This is a genomic window from Alkalibaculum bacchi (genome assembly GCF_003317055.1).
Classification (GTDB): domain Bacteria; phylum Bacillota; class Clostridia; order Eubacteriales; family Alkalibacteraceae; genus Alkalibaculum; species Alkalibaculum bacchi.
The window spans coordinates 1-20,319 of the sequence record NZ_QNRX01000012.1 but is presented as its reverse complement, the minus strand read 5'-3'; the positions used below and the strand labels follow the sequence as shown (position 1 = coordinate 20,319).

Annotated in this window: 17 protein-coding genes and 1 pseudogene; 16 read left to right on the top strand and 2 right to left on the bottom strand. The window is 35.8% G+C overall.

Annotation, left to right across the window (positions count from 1 at the left end; translation table 11 throughout):
• Positions 1-7: 7 nt before the first annotated feature.
• The 6 genes and pseudogenes from DES36_RS09570 to DES36_RS09545 all read left to right on the top strand — a co-directional run bounded on the left by DES36_RS09570 (position 8) and on the right by DES36_RS09545 (position 6,682).
• The gene (locus DES36_RS09570) at positions 8-2,173 is read left to right on the top strand and encodes a CD3337/EF1877 family mobilome membrane protein (protein ID WP_430516984.1); all 2,166 of its coding nucleotides are present in this window, start codon (positions 8-10) and stop codon (positions 2,171-2,173) included.
• Positions 2,170-3,171 carry a bifunctional lytic transglycosylase/C40 family peptidase gene (locus DES36_RS09565; RefSeq protein WP_000769868.1) on the top strand — a complete coding sequence of 334 codons (1,002 nt, stop codon included), beginning with the start codon at positions 2,170-2,172 and terminating at the stop codon, positions 3,169-3,171. Before DES36_RS09570 ends, DES36_RS09565 begins: the two co-directional genes overlap by 4 nt.
• On the top strand, positions 3,168-4,100 hold the full coding sequence (locus tag DES36_RS09560; protein WP_001224318.1) for a conjugal transfer protein: 933 nt from the start codon (positions 3,168-3,170) through the stop codon (positions 4,098-4,100). Before DES36_RS09565 ends, DES36_RS09560 begins: the two co-directional genes overlap by 4 nt.
• Before the next feature lie 313 nt (positions 4,101-4,413).
• Positions 4,414-4,461: pseudogene (locus DES36_RS15490) on the top strand (hypothetical protein); the annotation flags it as partial.
• 15 nt (positions 4,462-4,476) lie between these two features.
• Positions 4,477-6,396 (top strand): tetracycline resistance ribosomal protection protein Tet(M), encoded by a 1,920-nt coding sequence (tet(M), locus tag DES36_RS09550; protein ID WP_026389858.1) that lies wholly within the window; start codon positions 4,477-4,479, stop codon positions 6,394-6,396.
• A gap of 97 nt (positions 6,397-6,493) precedes the next feature.
• The gene (locus DES36_RS09545; protein ID WP_012962334.1) at positions 6,494-6,682 is read left to right on the top strand and encodes a cysteine-rich KTR domain-containing protein; all 189 of its coding nucleotides are present in this window, start codon (positions 6,494-6,496) and stop codon (positions 6,680-6,682) included.
• A 59-nt stretch (positions 6,683-6,741) separates the two neighbouring features.
• Here DES36_RS09545 and DES36_RS09540 read toward each other — a convergent pair whose 3' ends face one another.
• Positions 6,742-7,095, bottom strand: coding sequence for a helix-turn-helix transcriptional regulator (locus DES36_RS09540; protein ID WP_001227347.1), 354 nt, complete (start codon positions 7,093-7,095; stop codon positions 6,742-6,744).
• Between the two features lie 504 nt (positions 7,096-7,599).
• Here DES36_RS09540 and DES36_RS09530 point away from each other — a divergent pair.
• The 9 genes from DES36_RS09530 (at position 7,600) to DES36_RS09485 (ending at position 16,532) form a co-directional block, all read left to right on the top strand.
• On the top strand, positions 7,600-8,022 hold the full coding sequence (locus DES36_RS09530; RefSeq protein WP_000804885.1) for a sigma-70 family RNA polymerase sigma factor: 423 nt from the start codon (positions 7,600-7,602) through the stop codon (positions 8,020-8,022).
• Positions 8,019-8,249, top strand: coding sequence for a helix-turn-helix domain-containing protein (locus DES36_RS09525; RefSeq protein ID WP_000857133.1), 231 nt, complete (start codon positions 8,019-8,021; stop codon positions 8,247-8,249). Before DES36_RS09530 ends, DES36_RS09525 begins: the two co-directional genes overlap by 4 nt.
• 460 nt (positions 8,250-8,709) lie before the next feature.
• On the top strand, positions 8,710-8,913 hold the full coding sequence (locus DES36_RS09515) for an excisionase (protein WP_000814511.1): 204 nt from the start codon (positions 8,710-8,712) through the stop codon (positions 8,911-8,913).
• An 81-nt stretch (positions 8,914-8,994) separates the two neighbouring features.
• On the top strand, positions 8,995-10,212 hold the full coding sequence (locus DES36_RS09510; RefSeq protein WP_001291561.1) for a tyrosine-type recombinase/integrase: 1,218 nt from the start codon (positions 8,995-8,997) through the stop codon (positions 10,210-10,212).
• A gap of 235 nt (positions 10,213-10,447) precedes the next feature.
• Complete coding sequence (locus DES36_RS09505) at positions 10,448-11,644, top strand: hypothetical protein (protein WP_113920991.1); 1,197 nt, start codon at positions 10,448-10,450, stop codon at positions 11,642-11,644.
• Between the two features lie 264 nt (positions 11,645-11,908).
• Positions 11,909-12,541 carry a YhcN/YlaJ family sporulation lipoprotein gene (locus DES36_RS09500; protein WP_113920990.1) on the top strand — a complete coding sequence of 211 codons (633 nt, stop codon included), beginning with the start codon at positions 11,909-11,911 and terminating at the stop codon, positions 12,539-12,541.
• Between the two features lie 407 nt (positions 12,542-12,948).
• On the top strand, positions 12,949-13,215 hold the full coding sequence (locus tag DES36_RS09495; protein WP_113920989.1) for a Veg family protein: 267 nt from the start codon (positions 12,949-12,951) through the stop codon (positions 13,213-13,215).
• A 581-nt stretch (positions 13,216-13,796) separates the two neighbouring features.
• Positions 13,797-14,783, top strand: coding sequence for an ornithine carbamoyltransferase (argF, locus tag DES36_RS09490; RefSeq protein WP_113920988.1), 987 nt, complete (start codon positions 13,797-13,799; stop codon positions 14,781-14,783).
• Positions 14,784-14,990: 207 nt separating this feature from the next.
• Positions 14,991-16,532 (top strand): DUF3794 domain-containing protein, encoded by a 1,542-nt coding sequence (locus DES36_RS09485; RefSeq protein ID WP_113920987.1) that lies wholly within the window; start codon positions 14,991-14,993, stop codon positions 16,530-16,532.
• Between the two features lie 548 nt (positions 16,533-17,080).
• Here DES36_RS09485 and DES36_RS09480 read toward each other — a convergent pair.
• Entirely contained in the window at positions 17,081-17,884 is an 804-nt protein-coding gene (locus DES36_RS09480; RefSeq protein WP_113920986.1) for a YihY/virulence factor BrkB family protein, read from the bottom strand.
• 418 nt (positions 17,885-18,302) lie between these two features.
• On the opposite strand from DES36_RS09480, the gene DES36_RS09475 reads away from it, so the two are divergent.
• Positions 18,303-20,138, top strand: a complete 1,836-nt coding sequence (locus tag DES36_RS09475) for a clostripain-related cysteine peptidase (protein ID WP_113920985.1) — start codon at positions 18,303-18,305, stop codon at positions 20,136-20,138.
• The last annotated feature ends 181 nt before the right edge of the window (positions 20,139-20,319 follow it).

Below are 20,319 nucleotides of genomic sequence, written 5' to 3'. Positions count from 1 at the left end.
ACCATCAATAGTAAACAGAATAAAATCAAACTGGACGCTGAAACGTCTAGGTAAAGTGGCAATGACAGTGGCTTTCACACTTGTGATTGCCATTTTTCTTTTAGCCATGCTGGGAACGGTGGTTCAAGCTGCGGGCTTGGTAGATGATACGGTCAATGTGGCAAATGAATACAGCCGATACCCACTTGAAAACTATCAACTGGATTTTTATGTGGATAATAGCTGGGGCTGGCTTCCGTGGAACTGGTCGGACGGGATTGGAAAACAGGTCATGTATGGACTATATGCCATTACCAATTTTATTTGGACAATCAGTTTGTATGTTTCCAATGCGACAGGTTACTTAGTACAGGAAGCCTATTCCTTAGACTTCATTTCCGCTACAGCAGATTCCATTGGTAAGAATATGCAGACCTTAGCTGGTGTGAGTGCAAACGGATTTTCAACAGAGGGTTTCTATGTTGGATTCCTCTTACTCTTGATTTTGGTTCTTGGGGTTTATGTTGCCTATACGGGACTGATAAAGAGAGAAACCACAAAGGCAATTCATGCCATTATGAATTTTGTGCTGGTGTTTATCCTATCGGCTTCCTTTATTGCCTACGCTCCCGACTACATTAAAAAAATCAATGACTTTTCATCAGACATCAGTAATGCCAGTTTATCACTTGGCACGAAGATTGTCATGCCCCATTCCGATAGTCAAGGCAAGGACAGCGTGGACTTAATCAGAGATAGCCTGTTTTCCATACAGGTTCAGCAACCGTGGCTACTGCTTCAATACAACAGTTCAGACATTGAAAGTATCGGTATTGACCGTGTGGAAAGCCTGCTCTCCACCAGCCCAGATTCCAACAATGGCGAAGACAGAGAAAAAATTGTTGCGGAAGAAATTGAAGACAGAAGCAATACCAATCTAACCATTACAAAGACCATTAACCGTTTAGGTACAGTCTTCTTCCTATTTGTCTTCAATATTGGGATTTCCATATTTGTATTCCTATTAACAGGAATCATGATTTTCTCGCAGGTACTTTTTATCATCTATGCTATGTTTCTGCCTGTGAGCTTTATTTTAAGCATGATTCCATCATTTGATGGTATGTCAAAACGAGCCATAACAAAGCTCTTTAATACCATTTTGACACGAGCTGGAATCACATTGATTATTACGACAGCATTTAGTATTTCAACCATGCTCTATACCTTATCGGCTGGTTATCCGTTCTTTTTGATTGCTTTTCTACAGATTGTGACCTTTGCAGGAATCTACTTCAAGCTGGGCGATTTAATGAGTATGTTTTCTCTACAGAGTAACGATTCTCAAAGTGTGGGAAGTCGTGTGATGAGAAAACCTCGTATGCTTATGCACGCTCACATGCACCGTCTACAGCGGAAACTTGGACGTTCCATGACTACTCTAGGGGCTGGGTCTGCCATTGTTACAGGTAAAAAAGGACAGTCGGGTTCGGGGAGTTCTGCAAGGACACAAGCAGATCACTCCCGACCAGACGGAAAGGAAAAATCAACACTTGGAAAACGTATCGGTCAAACCATCGGTACAGTAGCTGATACCAAAGACAGAATGGTAGACACTGCTAGTGGTTTGAAAGAACAGGTTAAAGATTTGCCGACCAATGCAAGATATGCAGTATATCAAGGAAAATCCAAAGTAAAAGAGAATGTCCGTGATTTAACCAGTAGTATTTCTCAAACCAAAGCGGACAGAGCCAGTGGACGCAAGGAACAGCAGGAACAAAGGCGAAAAACCATTGCGAAGCGTCGCTCTGAAATGGAACAGGTCAAACAGAAAAAACAGCCTGCTTCTTCTGTTCATGAAAGACCGACTACAAGACAAGAACAATATCATGATGAACAGACCTCAAAACAGTCTAATATTCAGACTTCATATAAGGAATCTCAACAAGCCAAACAAGAGCGTCCAGCAGTTAAGTCCGATTTTTCAAGTCCAAAAGTGGAACGCCAAGGCAATACCGTTCAAGAAAAAACCGTTCAAAAGCCAGCAACTTCAACCACTACAGCAGATAGAACTTCACAACGTCCAATCACAAAAGAACGTCCGTCTACTGTTCAAAGAGTACCACTACAAAATACAAGAAGTAGACCACCAATCAAAACCGCCACCATTAAGAAAGTCGGTAAGAAACCATGAAGTTGAAAACTTTAGTGATTGGTGGTTCTGGATTATTCTTGATGGTCTTCTCACTGCTTCTGTTTGTTGCCATTTTATTTTCAGATGAACAGGACAGCGGAATTTCCAATATTCATTATGGAGGTGTGAATGTTTCCGCAGAAGTGCTGGCTCATAAGCCTATGGTAGAAAAATATGCCAAAGAATATGGCGTTGAAGAATATGTCAACATACTTCTTGCGATTATACAGGTGGAATCGGGCGGTACTGCGGAAGATGTTATGCAGTCCTCGGAATCCCTCGGTCTTCCACCTAATTCATTGAGTACAGAAGAATCCATTAAGCAAGGTGTGAAGTATTTCAGTGAATTATTAGCCAGTAGCGAAAGGCTCAGTGTAGATTTAGAATCGGTTATCCAGTCCTACAATTATGGTGGTGGTTTCTTAGGGTATGTGGCTAATCGTGGAAATAAATATACCTTTGAACTGGCTCAAAGTTTCTCAAAAGAGTATTCAGGTGGCGAAAAAGTGTCTTACCCCAATCCCATAGCCATACCTATCAATGGGGGCTGGCGATACAACTATGGCAATATGTTTTATGTGCAACTGGTAACGCAGTATCTTGTCACAACAGAGTTTGATGATGATACGGTACAAGCCATCATGGACGAAGCACTGAAATATGAGGGCTGGCGATACGTTTACGGTGGAGCTTCCCCGACTACTTCTTTTGATTGTAGCGGACTGACACAATGGACGTATGGAAAAGCTGGAATTAACTTACCACGAACCGCACAACAGCAATATGATGTGACCCAGCATATCCCACTATCGGAAGCACAAGCTGGCGATTTGGTTTTCTTTCATTCTACCTATAACGCTGGCTCTTATATTACTCATGTTGGGATATACCTTGGCAATAACCGTATGTTTCATGCAGGCGACCCAATCGGTTATGCCGACTTAACAAGCCCCTACTGGCAACAGCATTTAGTGGGAGCAGGACGAATCAAACAATGAGAAAGGAAGATTTAATGATGAAATTTAGAAAAAATCAGAATAAAGAAAAACAGATACCAAAGGAAAAGAAACCTCGTGTCTATAAGGTCAATCCTCATAAAAAGGTTGTGATTGCCTTGTGGGTACTTTTAGGGCTTAGTTTCAGCTTTGCGATATTCAAGCACTTTACAGCTATAGATACTCATACTATTCACGAAACAACTATCATAGAAAAGGAATACGTTGATACTCATCATGTAGAAAATTTTGTAGAGAACTTTGCGAAAGTCTACTATTCATGGGAGCAATCCGATAAGTCCATTGATAATCGAATGGAAAGTCTAAAAGGCTATCTGACAGATGAACTTCAAGCTCTCAATGTTGATACAGTACGCAAAGATATTCCTGTATCGTCTTCTGTAAGAGGATTTCAGATATGGACGGTAGAGCCAACTGGCGACAATGAGTTTAATGTAACCTACAGTGTAGACCAGCTCATTACAGAGGGAGAAAATACAAAGACCGTCCACTCTGCTTATATAGTGAGTGTCTATGTAGATGGTTCTGGAAATATGGTACTGGTTAAGAATCCGACCATTACCAACATACCTAAGAAATCAAGTTATAAACCAAAAGCCATTGAAAGTGAGGGGACGGTTGATTCCATTACAACCAATGAAATCAATGAGTTTTTAACGACGTTCTTCAAGCTCTATCCTACAGCGACAGCCAGTGAACTTTCCTACTATGTGAATGACGGGATATTAAAACCAATCGGAAAAGAGTACATCTTTCAAGAACTGGTAAATCCTATTCACAATCGTAAGGATAATCAAGTCACGGTATCGCTGACAGTGGAGTATATCGACCAGCAGACCAAAGCAACGCAGGTATCTCAATTTGATTTGGTACTTGAAAAGAACGGGAGTAATTGGAAGATTATAGAATAACAAATATTGGTACATTATTACAGCTATTTTGTAATCACGTACTCTCTTTGATAAAAAATTGGAGATTCCTTTACAAATATGCTCTTACGTGCTATTATTTAAGTATCTATTTAAAAGGAGTTAATAAATATGCGGCAAGGTATTCTTAAATAAACTGTCAATTTGATAGTGGGAACAAATAATTGGATGTCCTTTTTTAGGAGGGCTTAGTTTTTTGTACCCAGTTTAAGAATACCTTTATCATGTGATTCTAAAGTATCCGGAGAATATCTGTATGCTTTGTATGCCTATGGTTATGCATAAAAATCCCAGTGATAAGAGTATTTATCACTGGGATTTTTATGCCCTTTTGGGCTTTTGAATGGAGGAAAATCACATGAAAATTATTAATATTGGAGTTTTAGCTCATGTTGATGCGGGAAAAACTACCTTAACAGAAAGCTTATTATATAACAGTGGAGCGATTACAGAATTAGGAAGCGTGGACAGAGGTACAACGAAAACGGATAATACGCTTTTAGAACGTCAGAGAGGAATTACAATTCAGACGGCGATAACCTCTTTTCAGTGGAAAAATACTAAGATGAACATCATAGACACGCCAGGACATATGGATTTTTTAGCAGAAGTATATCGTTCATTATCAGTATTAGATGGGGCAATTCTACTGATTTCTGCAAAAGATGGCGTACAAGCACAAACTCGTATATTGTTTCATGCACTTAGGAAAATAGGTATTCCCACAATCTTTTTTATCAATAAGATTGACCAAAATGGAATTGATTTATCAACGGTTTATCAGGATATTAAAGAGAAACTTTCTGCGGAAATTGTAATCAAACAGAAGGTAGAACTGCATCCTAATATGCGTGTAATGAACTTTACCGAATCTGAACAATGGGATATGGTAATAGAAGGAAATGATTACCTTTTGGAGAAATATACGTCTGGGAAATTATTGGAAGCATTAGAACTCGAACAAGAGGAAAGCATAAGATTTCATAATTGTTCCCTGTTCCCTGTTTATCACGGAAGTGCAAAAAACAATATAGGGATTGATAACCTTATAGAAGTGATTACGAATAAATTTTATTCATCAACACATCGAGGTCAGTCTGAACTTTGCGGAAAAGTTTTCAAAATTGAGTATTCGGAAAAAAGACAGCGTCTTGCATATATACGTCTTTATAGTGGCGTACTGCATTTGCGAGATTCGGTTAGAATATCGGAAAAGGAAAAAATAAAAATTACAGAAATGTATACTTCAATAAATGGTGAATTATGTAAAATCGATAAGGCTTATTCCGGGGAAATTGTTATTTTGCAGAATGAGTTTTTGAAGTTAAATAGTGTTCTTGGAGATACAAAGCTATTGCCACAGAGAGAGAGAATTGAAAATCCCCTCCCTCTGCTGCAAACGACTGTTGAACCGAGCAAACCTCAACAAAGGGAAATGTTACTTGATGCACTTTTAGAAATCTCCGACAGTGACCCGCTTCTGCGATATTATGTGGATTCTGCGACACATGAAATCATACTTTCTTTCTTAGGGAAAGTACAAATGGAAGTGACTTGTGCTCTGCTGCAAGAAAAGTATCATGTGGAGATAGAAATAAAAGAGCCTACAGTCATTTATATGGAAAGACCGTTAAAAAAAGCAGAGTATACCATTCACATCGAAGTTCCACCGAATCCTTTCTGGGCTTCCATTGGTCTATCTGTAGCACAGCTTCCATTAGGGAGCGGAGTACAGTATGAGAGCTCGGTTTCTCTTGGATACTTAAATCAATCGTTTCAAAATGCAGTTATGGAGGGGATACGCTATGGCTGTGAACAAGGATTGTATGGTTGGAATGTGACGGACTGTAAAATCTGTTTTAAGTATGGCTTATACTATAGCCCTGTTAGTACCCCAGCAGATTTTCGGATGCTTGCTCCTATTGTATTGGAACAAGTCTTAAAAAAAGCTGGAACAGAATTGTTAGAGCCATATCTTAGTTTTAAAATTTATGCGCCACAGGAATATCTTTCACGAGCATACAACGATGCTCCTAAATATTGTGCGAACATCGTAGACACTCAATTGAAAAATAATGAGGTCATTCTTAGTGGAGAAATCCCTGCTCGGTGTATTCAAGAATATCGTAGTGATTTAACTTTCTTTACAAATGGACGTAGTGTTTGTTTAACAGAGTTAAAAGGGTACCATGTTACTACCGGTGAACCTGTTTGCCAGCCCCGTCGTCCAAATAGTCGGATAGATAAAGTACGATATATGTTCAATAAAATAACTTAGTGTATTTTATGTTGTTATATAAATATGGTTTCTTGTTAAATAAGATGAAATATTTTTTAATAAAGATTTGAATTAAAGTGTAAAGGAGGAGATAGTTATTATAAACTACAAGTGGATATTGTGTCCTGTATGTGGAAATAAAACACGATTAAAGATAAGGGAAGATACTGAATTAAAAAAATTCCCCCTCTATTGTCCGAAATGCAGACAAGAAAATTTAATTGAAATAAAGCAGTTCAAAGTAACTGTGATTACAGAGCCAGACGCAAAGACGCAGAGCCGATAAAATGAGATTAATACAATCTCATTTTATCGGCTCTTTCCGTTATGTATGGATTCTTTTAATTAGTCTTCGATGTTTCTTGCTTCGTTGATACCGCTGGCTAAAGATTCCATTAAGGATAGTTCTTTGTCTGTAAAGCTATCCATGTATTTCTCTATCTGTAATCGTCGGGTGCTTTTTACCAAGTTATTAGCAGGTAAGAAAAATTCATCAACGGAAACATGAAGTAACGATACAAGGTCATAAAGAACTTGTATGCTGGGGTGTTGCCCTTTATTTTCAATATTAGTTAAGTACCGTGGGTCAATTTCAATCAATGCTCCCACTTGTTCACGAGTTAAACCTCGTTTCAATCGAGCTTCTTTAATGGCTAAACCAAAGGCTCTAAAATCATATTTATCTTCTTTTTTACGCATAGTAGACCACCTCTATACATTTTATTGTTCCTACTGAATTAAAAACAGGTATAGAAAAACGTGTTATATGGTTTATAGGTTTATATTTAATAAAAAGCACTACTAAACGCCAATAAAAAAAACCGTTATATGGTAGTGCTATTTACGCTGTTAAAATATTGTATATTACTTCCAAATGGCGGTTTGTTGGAGGTCAACGTCGCCATGAAGTACATCATATACAATAAATTTCCTTACATTGGGTTCTTGTCAAAAAAAGTCGTCTATCTGCAATAGATAAGTACGTCCACCAATGTGGTTTTATAAATCATATAGATAGAATAACAGAAGCATGTAAACAGAGAAATAAATCTGTTTATATGCTTTTTTGGCTATTCAGAACTTTTTTACAAAGTTTATTTATCAGTAATGCAACAAATCCCCCTTTCACATTGGGACTAAGAGTGAAAGGAGATAAACGAGCAAGGCTCACTTCCTTTCCTAGACAGAAAGGGGGTGAGAAACATGAAACCATCTTCTTTTCAGACCACAATAGAAAATCAGTTTGACTATATCTGTAAACGTGCTATGGAAGACGAGCGAAAGAATTATATGCTTTATCTTTCAAGGATTGCAAAGCGTGAGGTGTCCTTTTCGGATGTTGGCGATTATCTTGTTAGCCAGTTTGCGACAACAGATAACTATTCAACTGACTTTCAGATTTTTACACTCAATGGGTTATCAGTAGGCGTTGAAAATGATTTGTTGAGTGAAGCATTACGTGAGTTGCCAGACAAGAAACGTGAAATTCTACTGCTGTTTTACTTTATGGACATGAGCGATTCAGAAATTGCAGACCTGTTGAAATTGAACCGTTCTACTGTCTATCGGCATAGAACCAGTGGACTAGCCTTAATTAAAAAGTTTATGGAGGAATTTGAAGAATGAAAACACAATATCCTATGATTCCCTTTCCTCTCATTGTAAAGGCAACAGATGGCGATACCGAAGCGATTAACCAGATTCTACATCATTACAGAGGGTACATAACGAAGCGTTCCCTACGACTTATGAAAGATGAATATGGCAATCAAAGTATGGTCGTTGATGAAGTCTTACGTGGAAGAATGGAAACCAGACTGATTACAAAGATTTTGTCATTTGAAATTAAGTAATATCCTCTCTCCTTTCGTGGAAGCGTGCTAAACCATTCCACGCTTCCCGAACAGGGAGGTTTGTTATTCCACCAAAGCATATTGAGCTTTCAATGTGTTTTGATAGGCTAACGAGCCATTGTTCTTTGAAAACTGAATAAAAGTAATCGAATACGTTTCGATAAGAAAAGAGCCAACGGAACTAACCGCCATGACCTATCTTATAAAGATAGCGAGCGATTCATGTTAGTGATCCGAGAAGCAATCTTTAGCAGGATTGCCTGCAACGACATTCTTATCGTGATAATGATACTCCCATACAGTCAATAGTCCGAGCGTGATAAAACCGTCGCAGGCAATGAGTATGGCTACATGAGAACCATGCAGGGGTGGAACTCCCGTGAGCTTTGCTAAAGCTGTTCGATTGCTGGTAAAACAACTTTTATGAAATCCAAATAAGTGATTTGGAAAGGAGGATTTTATGAAGCAGACTGACATTCCTATTTGGGAACGTTATACCCTAACCATTGAAGAAGCGTCAAAATATTTTCGTATTGGCGAAAACAAGCTACGACGCTTGGCAGAGGAAAATAAAAATGCAAATTGGCTGATTATGAATGGCAATCGTATTCAGATTAAACGAAAACAATTTGAAAAAATTATAGATACATTGGACGCAATCTAGCGTCGCCAAAGGGTCTTGTATATGATAAAATAGTATTAAGTCGTATCAAGGCTCTTTCCATAAAGGAAAGGAGCAAATGCCATGTCAGAAAAAAGACGTGACAATAAAGGTCGAATCTTAAAGACTGGAGAGAGCCAACGAAAAGACGGAAGATACTTATACAAATATATAGATTCATTTGGAGAACCGCAATTTGTTTACTCGTGGAAACTTGTGGCTACAGACCGAGTACCAGCAGGAAAGCGTGATTGTATCTCACTTAGAGAGAAAATCGCAGAGTTACAGAAAGACATTCATGATGGTATTGATGTTGTAGGAAAGAAAATGACACTCTGCCAGCTTTACGCAAAACAGAACGCTCAAAGACCAAAGGTTAGAAAAAACACTGAAACTGGACGCAAATATCTTATGGATATTTTGAAGAAAGACAAGTTAGGTGTAAGAAGTATTGACAGTATTAAGCCATCAGACGCTAAAGAATGGGCTATTAGAATGAGTGAAAATGGTTATGCTTATCAAACCATCAATAACTACAAACGTTCTTTAAAGGCTTCATTCTATATTGCTATACAAGATGATTGTGTTCGGAAGAATCCATTTGACTTTCAACTGAAAGCAGTTCTTGATGATGATACTGTCCCTAAGACCGTACTAACAGAAGAACAGGAAGAAAAACTGTTAGCCTTTGCAAAAGCTGATAAAACCTACAGCAAAAATTATGATGAAATTCTGATACTCTTAAAAACAGGTCTTCGTATTTCAGAGTTTGGTGGTTTGACACTTCCAGATTTAGATTTTGAGAATCGTCTTGTCAATATAGACCATCAGCTATTGAGAGATACTGAAATTGGGTACTACATTGAAACACCAAAGACCAAAAGTGGCGAACGTCAAGTTCCTATGGTTGAAGAAGCCTATCAAGCATTTAAGCGAGTGTTAGCGAATCGAAAGAATGATAAGCGTGTTGAGATTGATGGATATAGTGATTTCCTCTTTCTTAATAGAAAGAACTATCCAAAAGTGGCAAGTGATTACAACGGCATGATGAAAGGTCTTGTTAAGAAATACAATAAGTATAACGAGGATAAATTGCCACACATCACTCCACATAGTTTGCGACATACATTCTGTACCAACTATGCAAATGCAGGAATGAATCCAAAGGCATTACAGTACATTATGGGACATGCTAATATAGCCATGACGCTGAACTATTACGCACATGCAACATTCGATTCTGCAATGGCAGAAATGAAACGCTTGAATAAAGAGAAGCAACAGGAGCGTCTTGTTGCTTAGTAGTACAAATGAATTTACTACTTATTTACCACTTCTGACAGCTAAGACATGAGGAAATATGCAAAGAAACGTGAAGTATCTTCCTACAGTAAAAATACTCGAAAGCACATAGAATAAGGCTTTACGAGCATTTAAGAAAATATAAAAAGATAATTAGAAATTTATACTTTGTTTATTCTAAAAAATACACACCCCTCATAATAATAAATAAACAAGTTATGAGAGGGGTATAGACATGCAACAGAGAAAATTCATTTTTCTTGAAGTAATAGATTCAGGATATGCAGTTCATTCTAAGAGTTTAAAGGGACATATCCAATTAAATGAGAGTAAAGGTAAAACGACAGCTAAAGTATTTATTGAGGGAATAAAGTCTGAAGAATACGGAATAGATGTGTTTTTAGAGGGGCAAAAAGTAAAGAATGTGGGCAACTTTACTGGTCAAAATAAGGTGGATTACATTATTACCGTAGAAGAAAGCTTAGAAAAGATTGAAGCTATTGCAATCTATCCTTTAAGAGATCCTAGAAGCATTGTCCTTGTAGCCTATCTAGTGAATAGAGATTCTATTAATATCAAAGAGATTGTTTACTTTAAAGGAAATCAAAAAGTATCGGAAAAAAAGAATGTCTCTAAGGCTATCGAAGGGAAAAAAGAAGTTAAGAATAACGAATCAGAAGTAGTTAAAGTTAAAGAGCCAATTAAAGTAGAAGAACTTAAGGAGCCTTTAGAAGAAAGTTCCACTGATGAGCTTAAAAATGAGGATAAAGATGAGATCATTACTCCTGATTTAAATTTTTCTGAAACTACGGAAGAAAATCCTACGGTAGATAGAGAAATATTAAAAGAAACAATAGAAAAAAAATATGCGGACAAAATAAATGAATCTACTCCAAAATCTGAGACGGAAGGATGCGATAAAACAGAAAATAAAGGGGGGATTTTTAATAATACTATTTTTTATCTATGGGAGAATTTAGATAAATTAGATAATATTCTTGAACTAGCAGATCCATTTAAACAACGTATTCAAAATCATAAATGGTGGTATGTCAAGGAATTTGATACAGATATTCAATACTATTGTATTTTGTACAATGGCTATTTAATGCCTATGATTTATCCCTTTATGAATTATAAAAATATTCATGCTATTTCAAGAGACTGGATTTTTGGCGTAGTAACAGAAGATTCAGGAGATAAAAAGTTGCTAAAATACTTTGTGTATGGCATACCAGGAAGATTTTATATGCAAGAGCAACCTTTTAGGGGCAGTACAGGATATTTGTATTGGCAATCTGAAGATGTAGTAAAAAGCGAACCCATGGGTTATTGGCTACTCTATGTAGATGTACATACAGGAAAGATTGTCATTCCGAGAAGACCAGTAAAGCCGCCATTAAATAAGCAAATTATGCATAATAATATGTAACAAGAGAAAACTAGTCCTGTGACTACAACAGTCACAGGACTAGTTGATATTAAAAAGTAAAAATAAATAATAGGAGAAAACTATGTTCTCCTTCATTAAAGCCATCAACGGTGGCTAATGTGTTTTGCTTACTACCTTATCACCTTACCAACTTATCGCCTTAATTTTTTGTAAAAAAATTATTAATAAAAATTGGTAGCATATTTAGTCCTCTATTTTATCACAATAATACTATCAACTGAAAAGAAGGAGGACATAAATAATATGAAAAAGAAGTTTATTACTGTAGTAACAATCGTTTCTTTAATAGCTTTATTAGGTGTTGGATGTACTACGAATAGAGATGATGCTGCAAGAAATAATACTACAAGAAACAATTCTTATGGTGAGGGTATGTATAATGTGGATGATTCTAGTACTAATGGCAGACAGAGGGGATTTGTAAATCAGTATGATACAAATACCAATTACGATGGCTTAGGTAATTCTAATGGTATAGATAATATGGTGCGGAATAACGGAGCTAGTAATTATAATTACCGCACAAACAATAATGGAAATACAAATAACAATGGAACAAACAACAACTATAGAAATTCTGCATTAGGGGATTCAGCTTTAACAAATCGTATCGAAGAAATTTGTAATAGAAAAGATGAAGTTCAGGATTCCACTGTTGTAATCAATGATGATACTTGTTACGTAGGTTTGGATTTAGATAATAATCAGTTAAGTGAAAAAACAAAAGAAGCCCTTTCTAATGAAATAAAAAGAGAAGATCCAAGTATTACCAGAGTGTACTTTACGGAAGATCGAGATAGAATAGAAGAATTTATTAATGGTACAGGCGATACTCTTAATGCAGATTGGAATAAATTAGAGAACATATTTAGATAATTGTTTAAACGCGAAGGTAAAAATGCTTTCGCGTTTTTATTTAGCTAAGAAAGTTCTACTTTTAGACGTAGCTCCTACGCGGGTCATTCTGAGCCCTAGTGAAGAATGTTGACCTAAAAGGAATACACCCCAATGCTAGTAACTAAAGACTAGCGATTAATGCACAGCAAGGGCTTCTCTATATTATACTGGTCTTATTATAGACGTATAATTATTAAAAAAATTGTGCAGATTTATATTAAAATAGAACAAAAAAGTATTTATAAAATGTTTTATGGATATAATGTAAAAAAACTGCAAATAATAAATAGAATTTGTTATTGACATGGTTTGCATGAATCTGTTATAATATTTTAATTTGACTTATTCAATTTGATGTGTTATAATTTAAAAATAGAGGTGATTGAATGAGTAAAAATATGACTATATCTGAAATTAAAGAAGGATTGTCATCGTATGTAGGTCACAGAGTAATGTTAAAAGCAAGCAAAAGTCGAAAAAGAGTTGTTATAAAAGAGGGAATAATAGAAGGAGCATATCCTAGTATATTTGTTATCGAAGTTGAGGAAGAAAACAAAAGTCCAAGGAAAATGTCATTTTGTTATTCAGACTTATTAACCCGTAATGTAGAATTGACATTATGTGATAGCGAACAGAATATAGTATATGGATAAAAACTGTATAATATACAGTTTTTTTCGTGTAACAAAGAGGCAAGCGAAAACACTAAGTTTCTATTAGTGTTTTTTGTTTATACAAGCAAATAGCTTGCTAATTTGCTTGTATAAGCACAAAAACACGCAAATGAAAGCGTACGCTTTCATTTGACGAATGTCGCGACCTTAGCAGCAGTTTCATCGCTGCCAAGGTTGCAGAATGAGTGGTAACGGCTAAAAATTCATACCCACCTGCGAATGATCCTATTCACCCTAAAAGAGCTACCATTGGTGGCTCTTTTTACCTTGTGTAATAGGAAAATCCTACTTTTAACATTAGCTCCTGCTCAGTCATCCTGAGCGCAAGCGAAGGATCTTGACCCAGAGGGAATCCCCTAATGCTAGTGACTAAAGACTAATTGCTAGCGACTAATGCGCCGCAGGCGCTCTTCTTAAATGAACAACAAAACTCTTGCATTTCTCTTCTGAAATGTGTATAATTATAAAAAAATATGTAAAGTTATTCATATTTAGCAGGGTTTAAAGCTTTAAATATGAATATTGATGTATATTATGCATTGAAAAGGGGGAGGAGCAATATGGCGGTTCATTTAAAAAATAGGAGTTTACTAACATTGAGAGATTATTCTCAAGATGAAATAAATTATTTATTAAATCTTGCATTAAGCCTTAAAAAGAAAAAGTTATTAGGTATACAAGATAAGAGATTATCAGGAAAAAACATCGTGCTGATTTTTGAGAAGGCATCTACAAGAACCCGTTGTTCTTTTGAGGTGGCAGCTTATGATGAAGGTGCTAATGTAACGTATTTGAGTAATAGCCAAATGGGAAAAAAAGAATCTCTTGAAGATACAGCTAGAGTATTGGGTCGATTTTATGATGGCATTCAGTTTAGGGGATTTAAACAAGAGACCGTTGAAAAATTAAGTAAATACTCAGGAGTGCCAGTATGGAATGGCTTAACAGATTTATATCATCCTACTCAAATATTAGCTGATTTTCTAACAATAAAGGAACATGTCAATAAACCATTAAAAGATGTAAAAATTGTTTACATAGGTGACGCTCGAAATAATGTGGCAAATTCGCTGATGGTTGGTGCGGCAAAGATGGGCATGAAGTTTGTAGAAGTAGCTCCTAAGGAATTGTATCCAGATAAAACGCTTCTAAAAGATATGAAAAAAGTAGCAGCTAAAACTGGCGGAACCATTGAAATAACCGACAATATAGAAGAAGGTATAAAGGGCGCAGATGTCCTTTATACGGATGTTTGGATTTCTATGGGTGAAGAGAAAAAAGAAGAGGAGCGAATTAAATTACTACTTCCATATCAGATTACAATGGACACTATAAAGAAAACAGGAAATAAAGACGTGATTTTTTTACACTGTCTTCCTTCCTTCCATGACTTAAATACAGAATTTGCACAATATATTTACGAAAAGTACGGTATCAAAGAAATGGAAGTAACGGATGAAGTGTTTAGAAGCCACCATTCAAAAGTATTTGACGAAGCAGAAAATCGCATGCACACCATTAAAGCAGTCATGGTAGCTACCCTTTGATTGCGAAGCAATCAAAGGGAGTCTTTAGACGCTAGCCCCTAGCGATATGTCACCGAAGGTGACAAAATCTAGTGACTAGAGACTAGTGACTGGCAGCTAAAAATGACCAAATAATAAATATTTTTATTGTTTGGTCATTTTTTGTCCCTTTCCTTAATAAAGATATTAAGAAAGAAATTATCGTGAAAATATTAAGGGGGAAATAATATGCCTTTTGAATTGGTTAGAGAATACATTACTCTAGATCAAGAAGTAAATGCTTTTAATACACAGACAAGTTTAGAAGAAATTATAAAGATACCGGACTTTAAACCTAATATGAGAAGTATTCTCCACATTAATGGAGAAGTAGATCCATCTTCTCAAATCATTGAAGGAAATGTACTGAATATTGAGGGAGACGTAAATTACAAAGTGTATTATGTAGCAGAAGGTGGTTATTTAGATTGTGCGGAAGTTGTGGCGCCTTTTGAGTATTCAGCAGAACTTAGCGATTTAGAAGGAGACGTAGAGTGTCTCATCAAAGCCAATCTTGAGCATGTAGATTATCGAATTACAAATAGCCGTAAAGTAAATATTCGAAGCATCATTCAGGTTGAGGGCAAGATGATTAAAAAGAGCAATTTCCCTCTTTTAGCAGATGTAAAAGAAATGGCCAATATTCAAAAATTACAAGACAAAATCACCATTACCGTATCTGCACTAAAGGACATGGAAGAACTATCCTTTAATGAATCCGTTACTATGGATGAAAAAGATGAATTGTCATTAAAGGTTATTGACAGCTCATTTGTATTTTCAGAAATGAAGTCAAGTAAATCTCCTAGTGGAGTGCTAATTACAGGAAAAGTAAATATTGATACTTTATATTCAGAAGATACAGAGGAAAGAAAAGAATATAAAAATATTCACCATAGTGTGAATATTAGCCAATTTATTGAAAAATATGGTGTGGAAAATATTGATGATTTCTTCTATGCACCCAAAATTAAAAGCCAGAACATTGACTTTGCATTAGACCCAGAAACAGAATTGCTATCTTTAAATTATGACTTTGTAGTCAGCACAGATATTACTTTCTATGAAAGTATAGAAATTGAAAACATACAGGACTTATATAGCCCAGAAGTTAAAAGCAATATTGAAAAAGAGGTTATAAAGACGTATTGCTTAACAGAAGATTTTCAAGGTGATATAGCAATCAATGACGAAATCACCTTTGAAACTGAAATGCCTGTAGAAAAAATATTGTTATCTGATGCCCAAATATTAGTTAGCTCTAGTGAAATAGCAGATAATCAATTGAAGATTGATGGAGTACTTAAAACATCCTTTCTTCTATCTGAAATAGAAATGATTGAAAAAGTAGAACAGGAAATCCCATTCTCTTACAGTATAGACATTAAGAGTGATGAGCAGGAATTATTTGATTTTAACATTGCTGTAGATCAACTACAATCTACTTTAAGAGGTAATTCTATTGGAGTAGAATCAAATATCATAGTAAAAGGAAACTTCTTTAAGAAAATTAAATTAAATTTAGTGAAATCAGTAAATGAAGTAGAAGAAGAGGTAGTAGAAGAAATAGGCGAATTTTACAGCATAAAAGCTCACTACAAGCAACCACAAGAAAGCCTATGGGAAATCGCTAAAGCAAACAGCACTACAGTAGATAAATTATTGACGGATAATAAGTTAGACGGGGAAGAGCAAGTTGCAGATTATGCGCCGCTGCTGATTTTGAAATAAGGTGGTCAGGTGATCGGGTGGTCAGGTGGTCAGCGAAACCTTTCTCGCCTTTAGGCGAGTTAGGTTGCACTTCCCTCATCTTACTTCTCATATCTCAGCACATAGGGAGAACAGTGTTCGTCCGTAATAAGCCACTATTTGTGGCTTGTTTTTATGTACTAGGAAAGTTCTACTTTTAAATTTAACTATTATATAAGCTATCTTTATGTGTAGTTGAATCTTTGACCTATGAGATTCGACCCTAGCACTGATGGCTGGTAGCTGATTGCTGATGGCTAAAGTGCCAGAGGCACTTTCTTGTATATTAGGAAAGTTCTACTTTTAACCTTAACTTCTAGTTCAGTCATCCTGAGCGTAAGCGAAGGATCTTGACCCAAAAGGAATACCCAAATGCTAGTGACTAACTAAAGACTAATGACTAGCGACTAATGCGCTCTTCTTGCATTACAGCAGTAGCAGCTAATTATCGTTCAACGGCAGCTCAACGCGTGAAGAGATTGTCTTGACCTTAAAGGAATCACTGGGTACTAGAGACTATGGACTCGTAATTAGCGATTAAAAAAATACGAATTCACCTCGCCACCTAAAATGATAATCGTACTCGAAAAATACAGCCAAACGAGTAGTGCAAAAAATCCGCCTAGACTTCCATATAGAGTAGAATAACTATTATTGTAGTTGTTTACGTAATAAGCAAATAATGTAGAGGCTATTGTCCAGCTGACAGTAGTAAATATGGCGCCTCCAATGACATCTTTAAATTTTAACTTATAGCTTTTGCAGCTGGGTGCGTATTTATAAATAAAAGAAAAAGTTACCACTGAAAAGAGTATGGTGATGATATATCTTATATAAACCCAAATAACATTAAAATTACTATGAATTCCTAAAAAATCAAACACCATCTCACCGATTACCCTTCCAAATACCAAAGAAAAAAGCATAAGCACCAAGGTAAGTACAAATAAAAGAGTAAAAATCAGGGACAAGGTATATAAGTGAAAAAATTTCCGACACTCATCCTCACAATAGGCTTTGTTTAATGCCACGATTAAAGCACGAACACCTTTTGATGCAAAGTACAGAGCAAGTAATAGAGACATAATATTAATAGGCTCAGCAGATAATACCTCTGAGAGAATAGAGGTAACAGTAGTATAAGATGGACTAGGCAGCACCGATTTTAAATAGGTGTAGAGATCTTGCGTAGGCAAGTTAAAACTCCCTAAGATAGTAAAGATAAATATCAAAAGAGGGATAAAAGACAATAGCAAAAAGTAAGATGTTTGAGCTGATAAATAAGCAAAGTCATTTTCTTTATAATTTGTGTACATATATTTAAAAAGTTTCATAACAATTCTCCTTACCCTTTATTTTTAAGCTTTATTTAAGAATTATACCTTAAAATACTACATATCAACACTAAGGTTATCCCCCTATAATAATCTTTATGTGCAATGGAAAAGGTCAGCGAAGGCTGGCCTTTTCTTGCTTTTTGCGGAAAGTGGACGGTTGGTATTAAATAATTAAGTTTTAATGAACAATGAAGAATGAGTAGTGAACATTGAACAGTACAAATATGCGAGTTTTATTAGTCTTTTAAATTGTTCATTATTCACTGTTCAATATTCATTGTTCACTGCGACATAAGTCGCATATTTGACCGCCTGACCACCTGACCACCTTAAAAAAACAATATTAGTAACAGCATAAATTTTTTTCCTAAACTGGCAAATACTAAACCATATGCTTTAGAAAGAGGGTTTGGATTTGAAGAAAATAACGGGATTGTTGCTTTTTGTTTTGCTGTTTTGCACTGCTTGCGCATCAGGGAATACAAAATCTCAAGGTGATAAAGAAAAAGAATACACCTTTTTAATTTATATGAATGGCTCTGACCTAGAGAGCGAATATAGTGCAGGGACTGAAGACTTGTATGAAATGATGAAAGTAGGCTCAAATGACAATATAAACATCGTTATTGAAACAGGGGGCACAAATAAGTGGAATAACTACTATATAGACCCTAGCCAAAATCAAAGATGGCTAGTACAAAAGAGCAATATGACACATTTGGCAGACTTAGGTCAAAAGAATATGGGCGATGGGGATACCCTAAGAGACTTTATCACTTGGGGAGTAGAAAATTATCCTGCACAAAAACATGTCTTGATCTTATGGAATCATGGTGGTGGAGCAATATCGGGATTTGGATACGATGAAAAGTATAATTATGATACACTTCTTTTAGCAGAATTAAGACGAGGTCTAGATGAAGCGTATAAGACTACAAATAAAAAACTAGAGATTATCGGATTCGATGCTTGCCTGATGGCTTCTTTAGAAACGGCTAATATGGCAGCGCCTTATTCTAATTATCTTGTGGCTTCAACGGAATTAGAGCCGGCTATGGGTTGGGAATATAGCTCCTTTTTAAAAGAAGCCGCTAAAGGCAATATAGATAAAATTGAACTTGGTAAAGCCATTGCAGATGGATTTAATAAAGATGCTCAAGCCAGATCTCAAGGGGACTTTGTCACTTTATCCATCATCGACTTAAGAAAAACAGACGAATTAACCAAGTCCTTTGAAAAATTTATAGGCAAAGCCAGCGAAACCATAACCGATTTAGGGACCTTCAATCAGATTTCCAATAGTGTAAGCAGATCTGAATCCTATGGTGGACAATCTCCTGAAGAGGGATATAGCAATATGATTGATTTAGGAGACTTAGCAAAAAACTTAGATTCTCAGTATGCAGAGGATAAGGAACGTATTATTGAAGACGTAAGAGATGCGGTGGTTTATCAAGTAAAGGGAAAATCTAAGCAGGATAGTAGCGGGATATCGGTCTATTTTCCTTATTACAATAAAGAAAACCTCGTATATGAGCTACCAATATATCAAACCATAGGCTTTTCAGAAGAGTACAATCAATTCTTAAGCAGATATACAGAAGTAGCGTCAAATGACCAAACAGGAGTAGAGCTAGCAAGTGAAAGTATCCAAAATAGAGGTGGAAATTATCGTCTGGCAGTAAAAGAAGAAGATGCAAGGAATGTCAGCAATTCCGTGCTAGTATTAGGAGAAGAAATAGACGAAGAACAAATTTTATTATATGGTGGTAATCCTAAGACAATATACGACGAAAAAATAGGACAATTAGAGGTAGACTTTAATAATAAATGGATGAGCTTAAATGGTCATTTAGTATATACTTGTCCGACAAATATTCAAGAGGATTATATTATCTATTCTCTTCCTGTGATCCTCAACGAAGAATATGCAAATATAAGAGTAGCCAAGTATGAAGACGAAGAGGAATACAAAATCATAGGAGCGTGGCACGGAGTTATACCAGAAAGCATGGCAGTAAGAAAAGAGACGATTCCTATAAATCAAGGGGATGTGATTAAGCCTTTATTTAAAATCTACAATACAAACACAAAAGAAACAGAAGATGTCCAAGGAAAACCTTTTATAATAAAAGAAAAACCACAAATTCAATTGATGGATTTACCGAACAAGGATTTTGTTATAGGTTTTTGTATCGATGATTATGCATTAAATCAACGATATTCAGAATTTGTGCCAATTGTTGAATAAGGTGATAAGACCAGCTAAGTCTTGTCAATAATTTTTTTAAGAAATATTATTATCGGTTTTTTAGTATAGCAAACAAACCATTATCAAAACACGAACAATGGAAAAGTTAACTATAAAAAGTGATGTTTGAAATTATGCTGCGGTGAGATGATGATTTTTTAAGAACAATACTTGATGTTCT

Coding starts and splice junctions, on each gene's coding strand:
- DES36_RS09565 (WP_000769868.1), top strand. CDS start 2,170: ATGAAGTTGAAAACTTTAGTGATTGGTGGTTCTGGATTATTCTTGATG.
- DES36_RS09560 (WP_001224318.1), top strand. CDS start 3,168: ATGAGAAAGGAAGATTTAATGATGAAATTTAGAAAAAATCAGAATAAA.
- DES36_RS09540 (WP_001227347.1), bottom strand. CDS start 7,095: ATGCGTAAAAAAGAAGATAAATATGATTTTAGAGCCTTTGGTTTAGCC.
- DES36_RS09530 (WP_000804885.1), top strand. CDS start 7,600: ATGAAACCATCTTCTTTTCAGACCACAATAGAAAATCAGTTTGACTAT.
- DES36_RS09525 (WP_000857133.1), top strand. CDS start 8,019: ATGAAAACACAATATCCTATGATTCCCTTTCCTCTCATTGTAAAGGCA.
- DES36_RS09515 (WP_000814511.1), top strand. CDS start 8,710: ATGAAGCAGACTGACATTCCTATTTGGGAACGTTATACCCTAACCATT.
- DES36_RS09510 (WP_001291561.1), top strand. CDS start 8,995: ATGTCAGAAAAAAGACGTGACAATAAAGGTCGAATCTTAAAGACTGGA.
- DES36_RS09505 (WP_113920991.1), top strand. CDS start 10,448: ATGCAACAGAGAAAATTCATTTTTCTTGAAGTAATAGATTCAGGATAT.
- DES36_RS09500 (WP_113920990.1), top strand. CDS start 11,909: ATGAAAAAGAAGTTTATTACTGTAGTAACAATCGTTTCTTTAATAGCT.
- DES36_RS09495 (WP_113920989.1), top strand. CDS start 12,949: ATGAGTAAAAATATGACTATATCTGAAATTAAAGAAGGATTGTCATCG.
- argF (WP_113920988.1), top strand. CDS start 13,797: ATGGCGGTTCATTTAAAAAATAGGAGTTTACTAACATTGAGAGATTAT.
- DES36_RS09485 (WP_113920987.1), top strand. CDS start 14,991: ATGCCTTTTGAATTGGTTAGAGAATACATTACTCTAGATCAAGAAGTA.
- DES36_RS09480 (WP_113920986.1), bottom strand. CDS start 17,884: ATGAAACTTTTTAAATATATGTACACAAATTATAAAGAAAATGACTTT.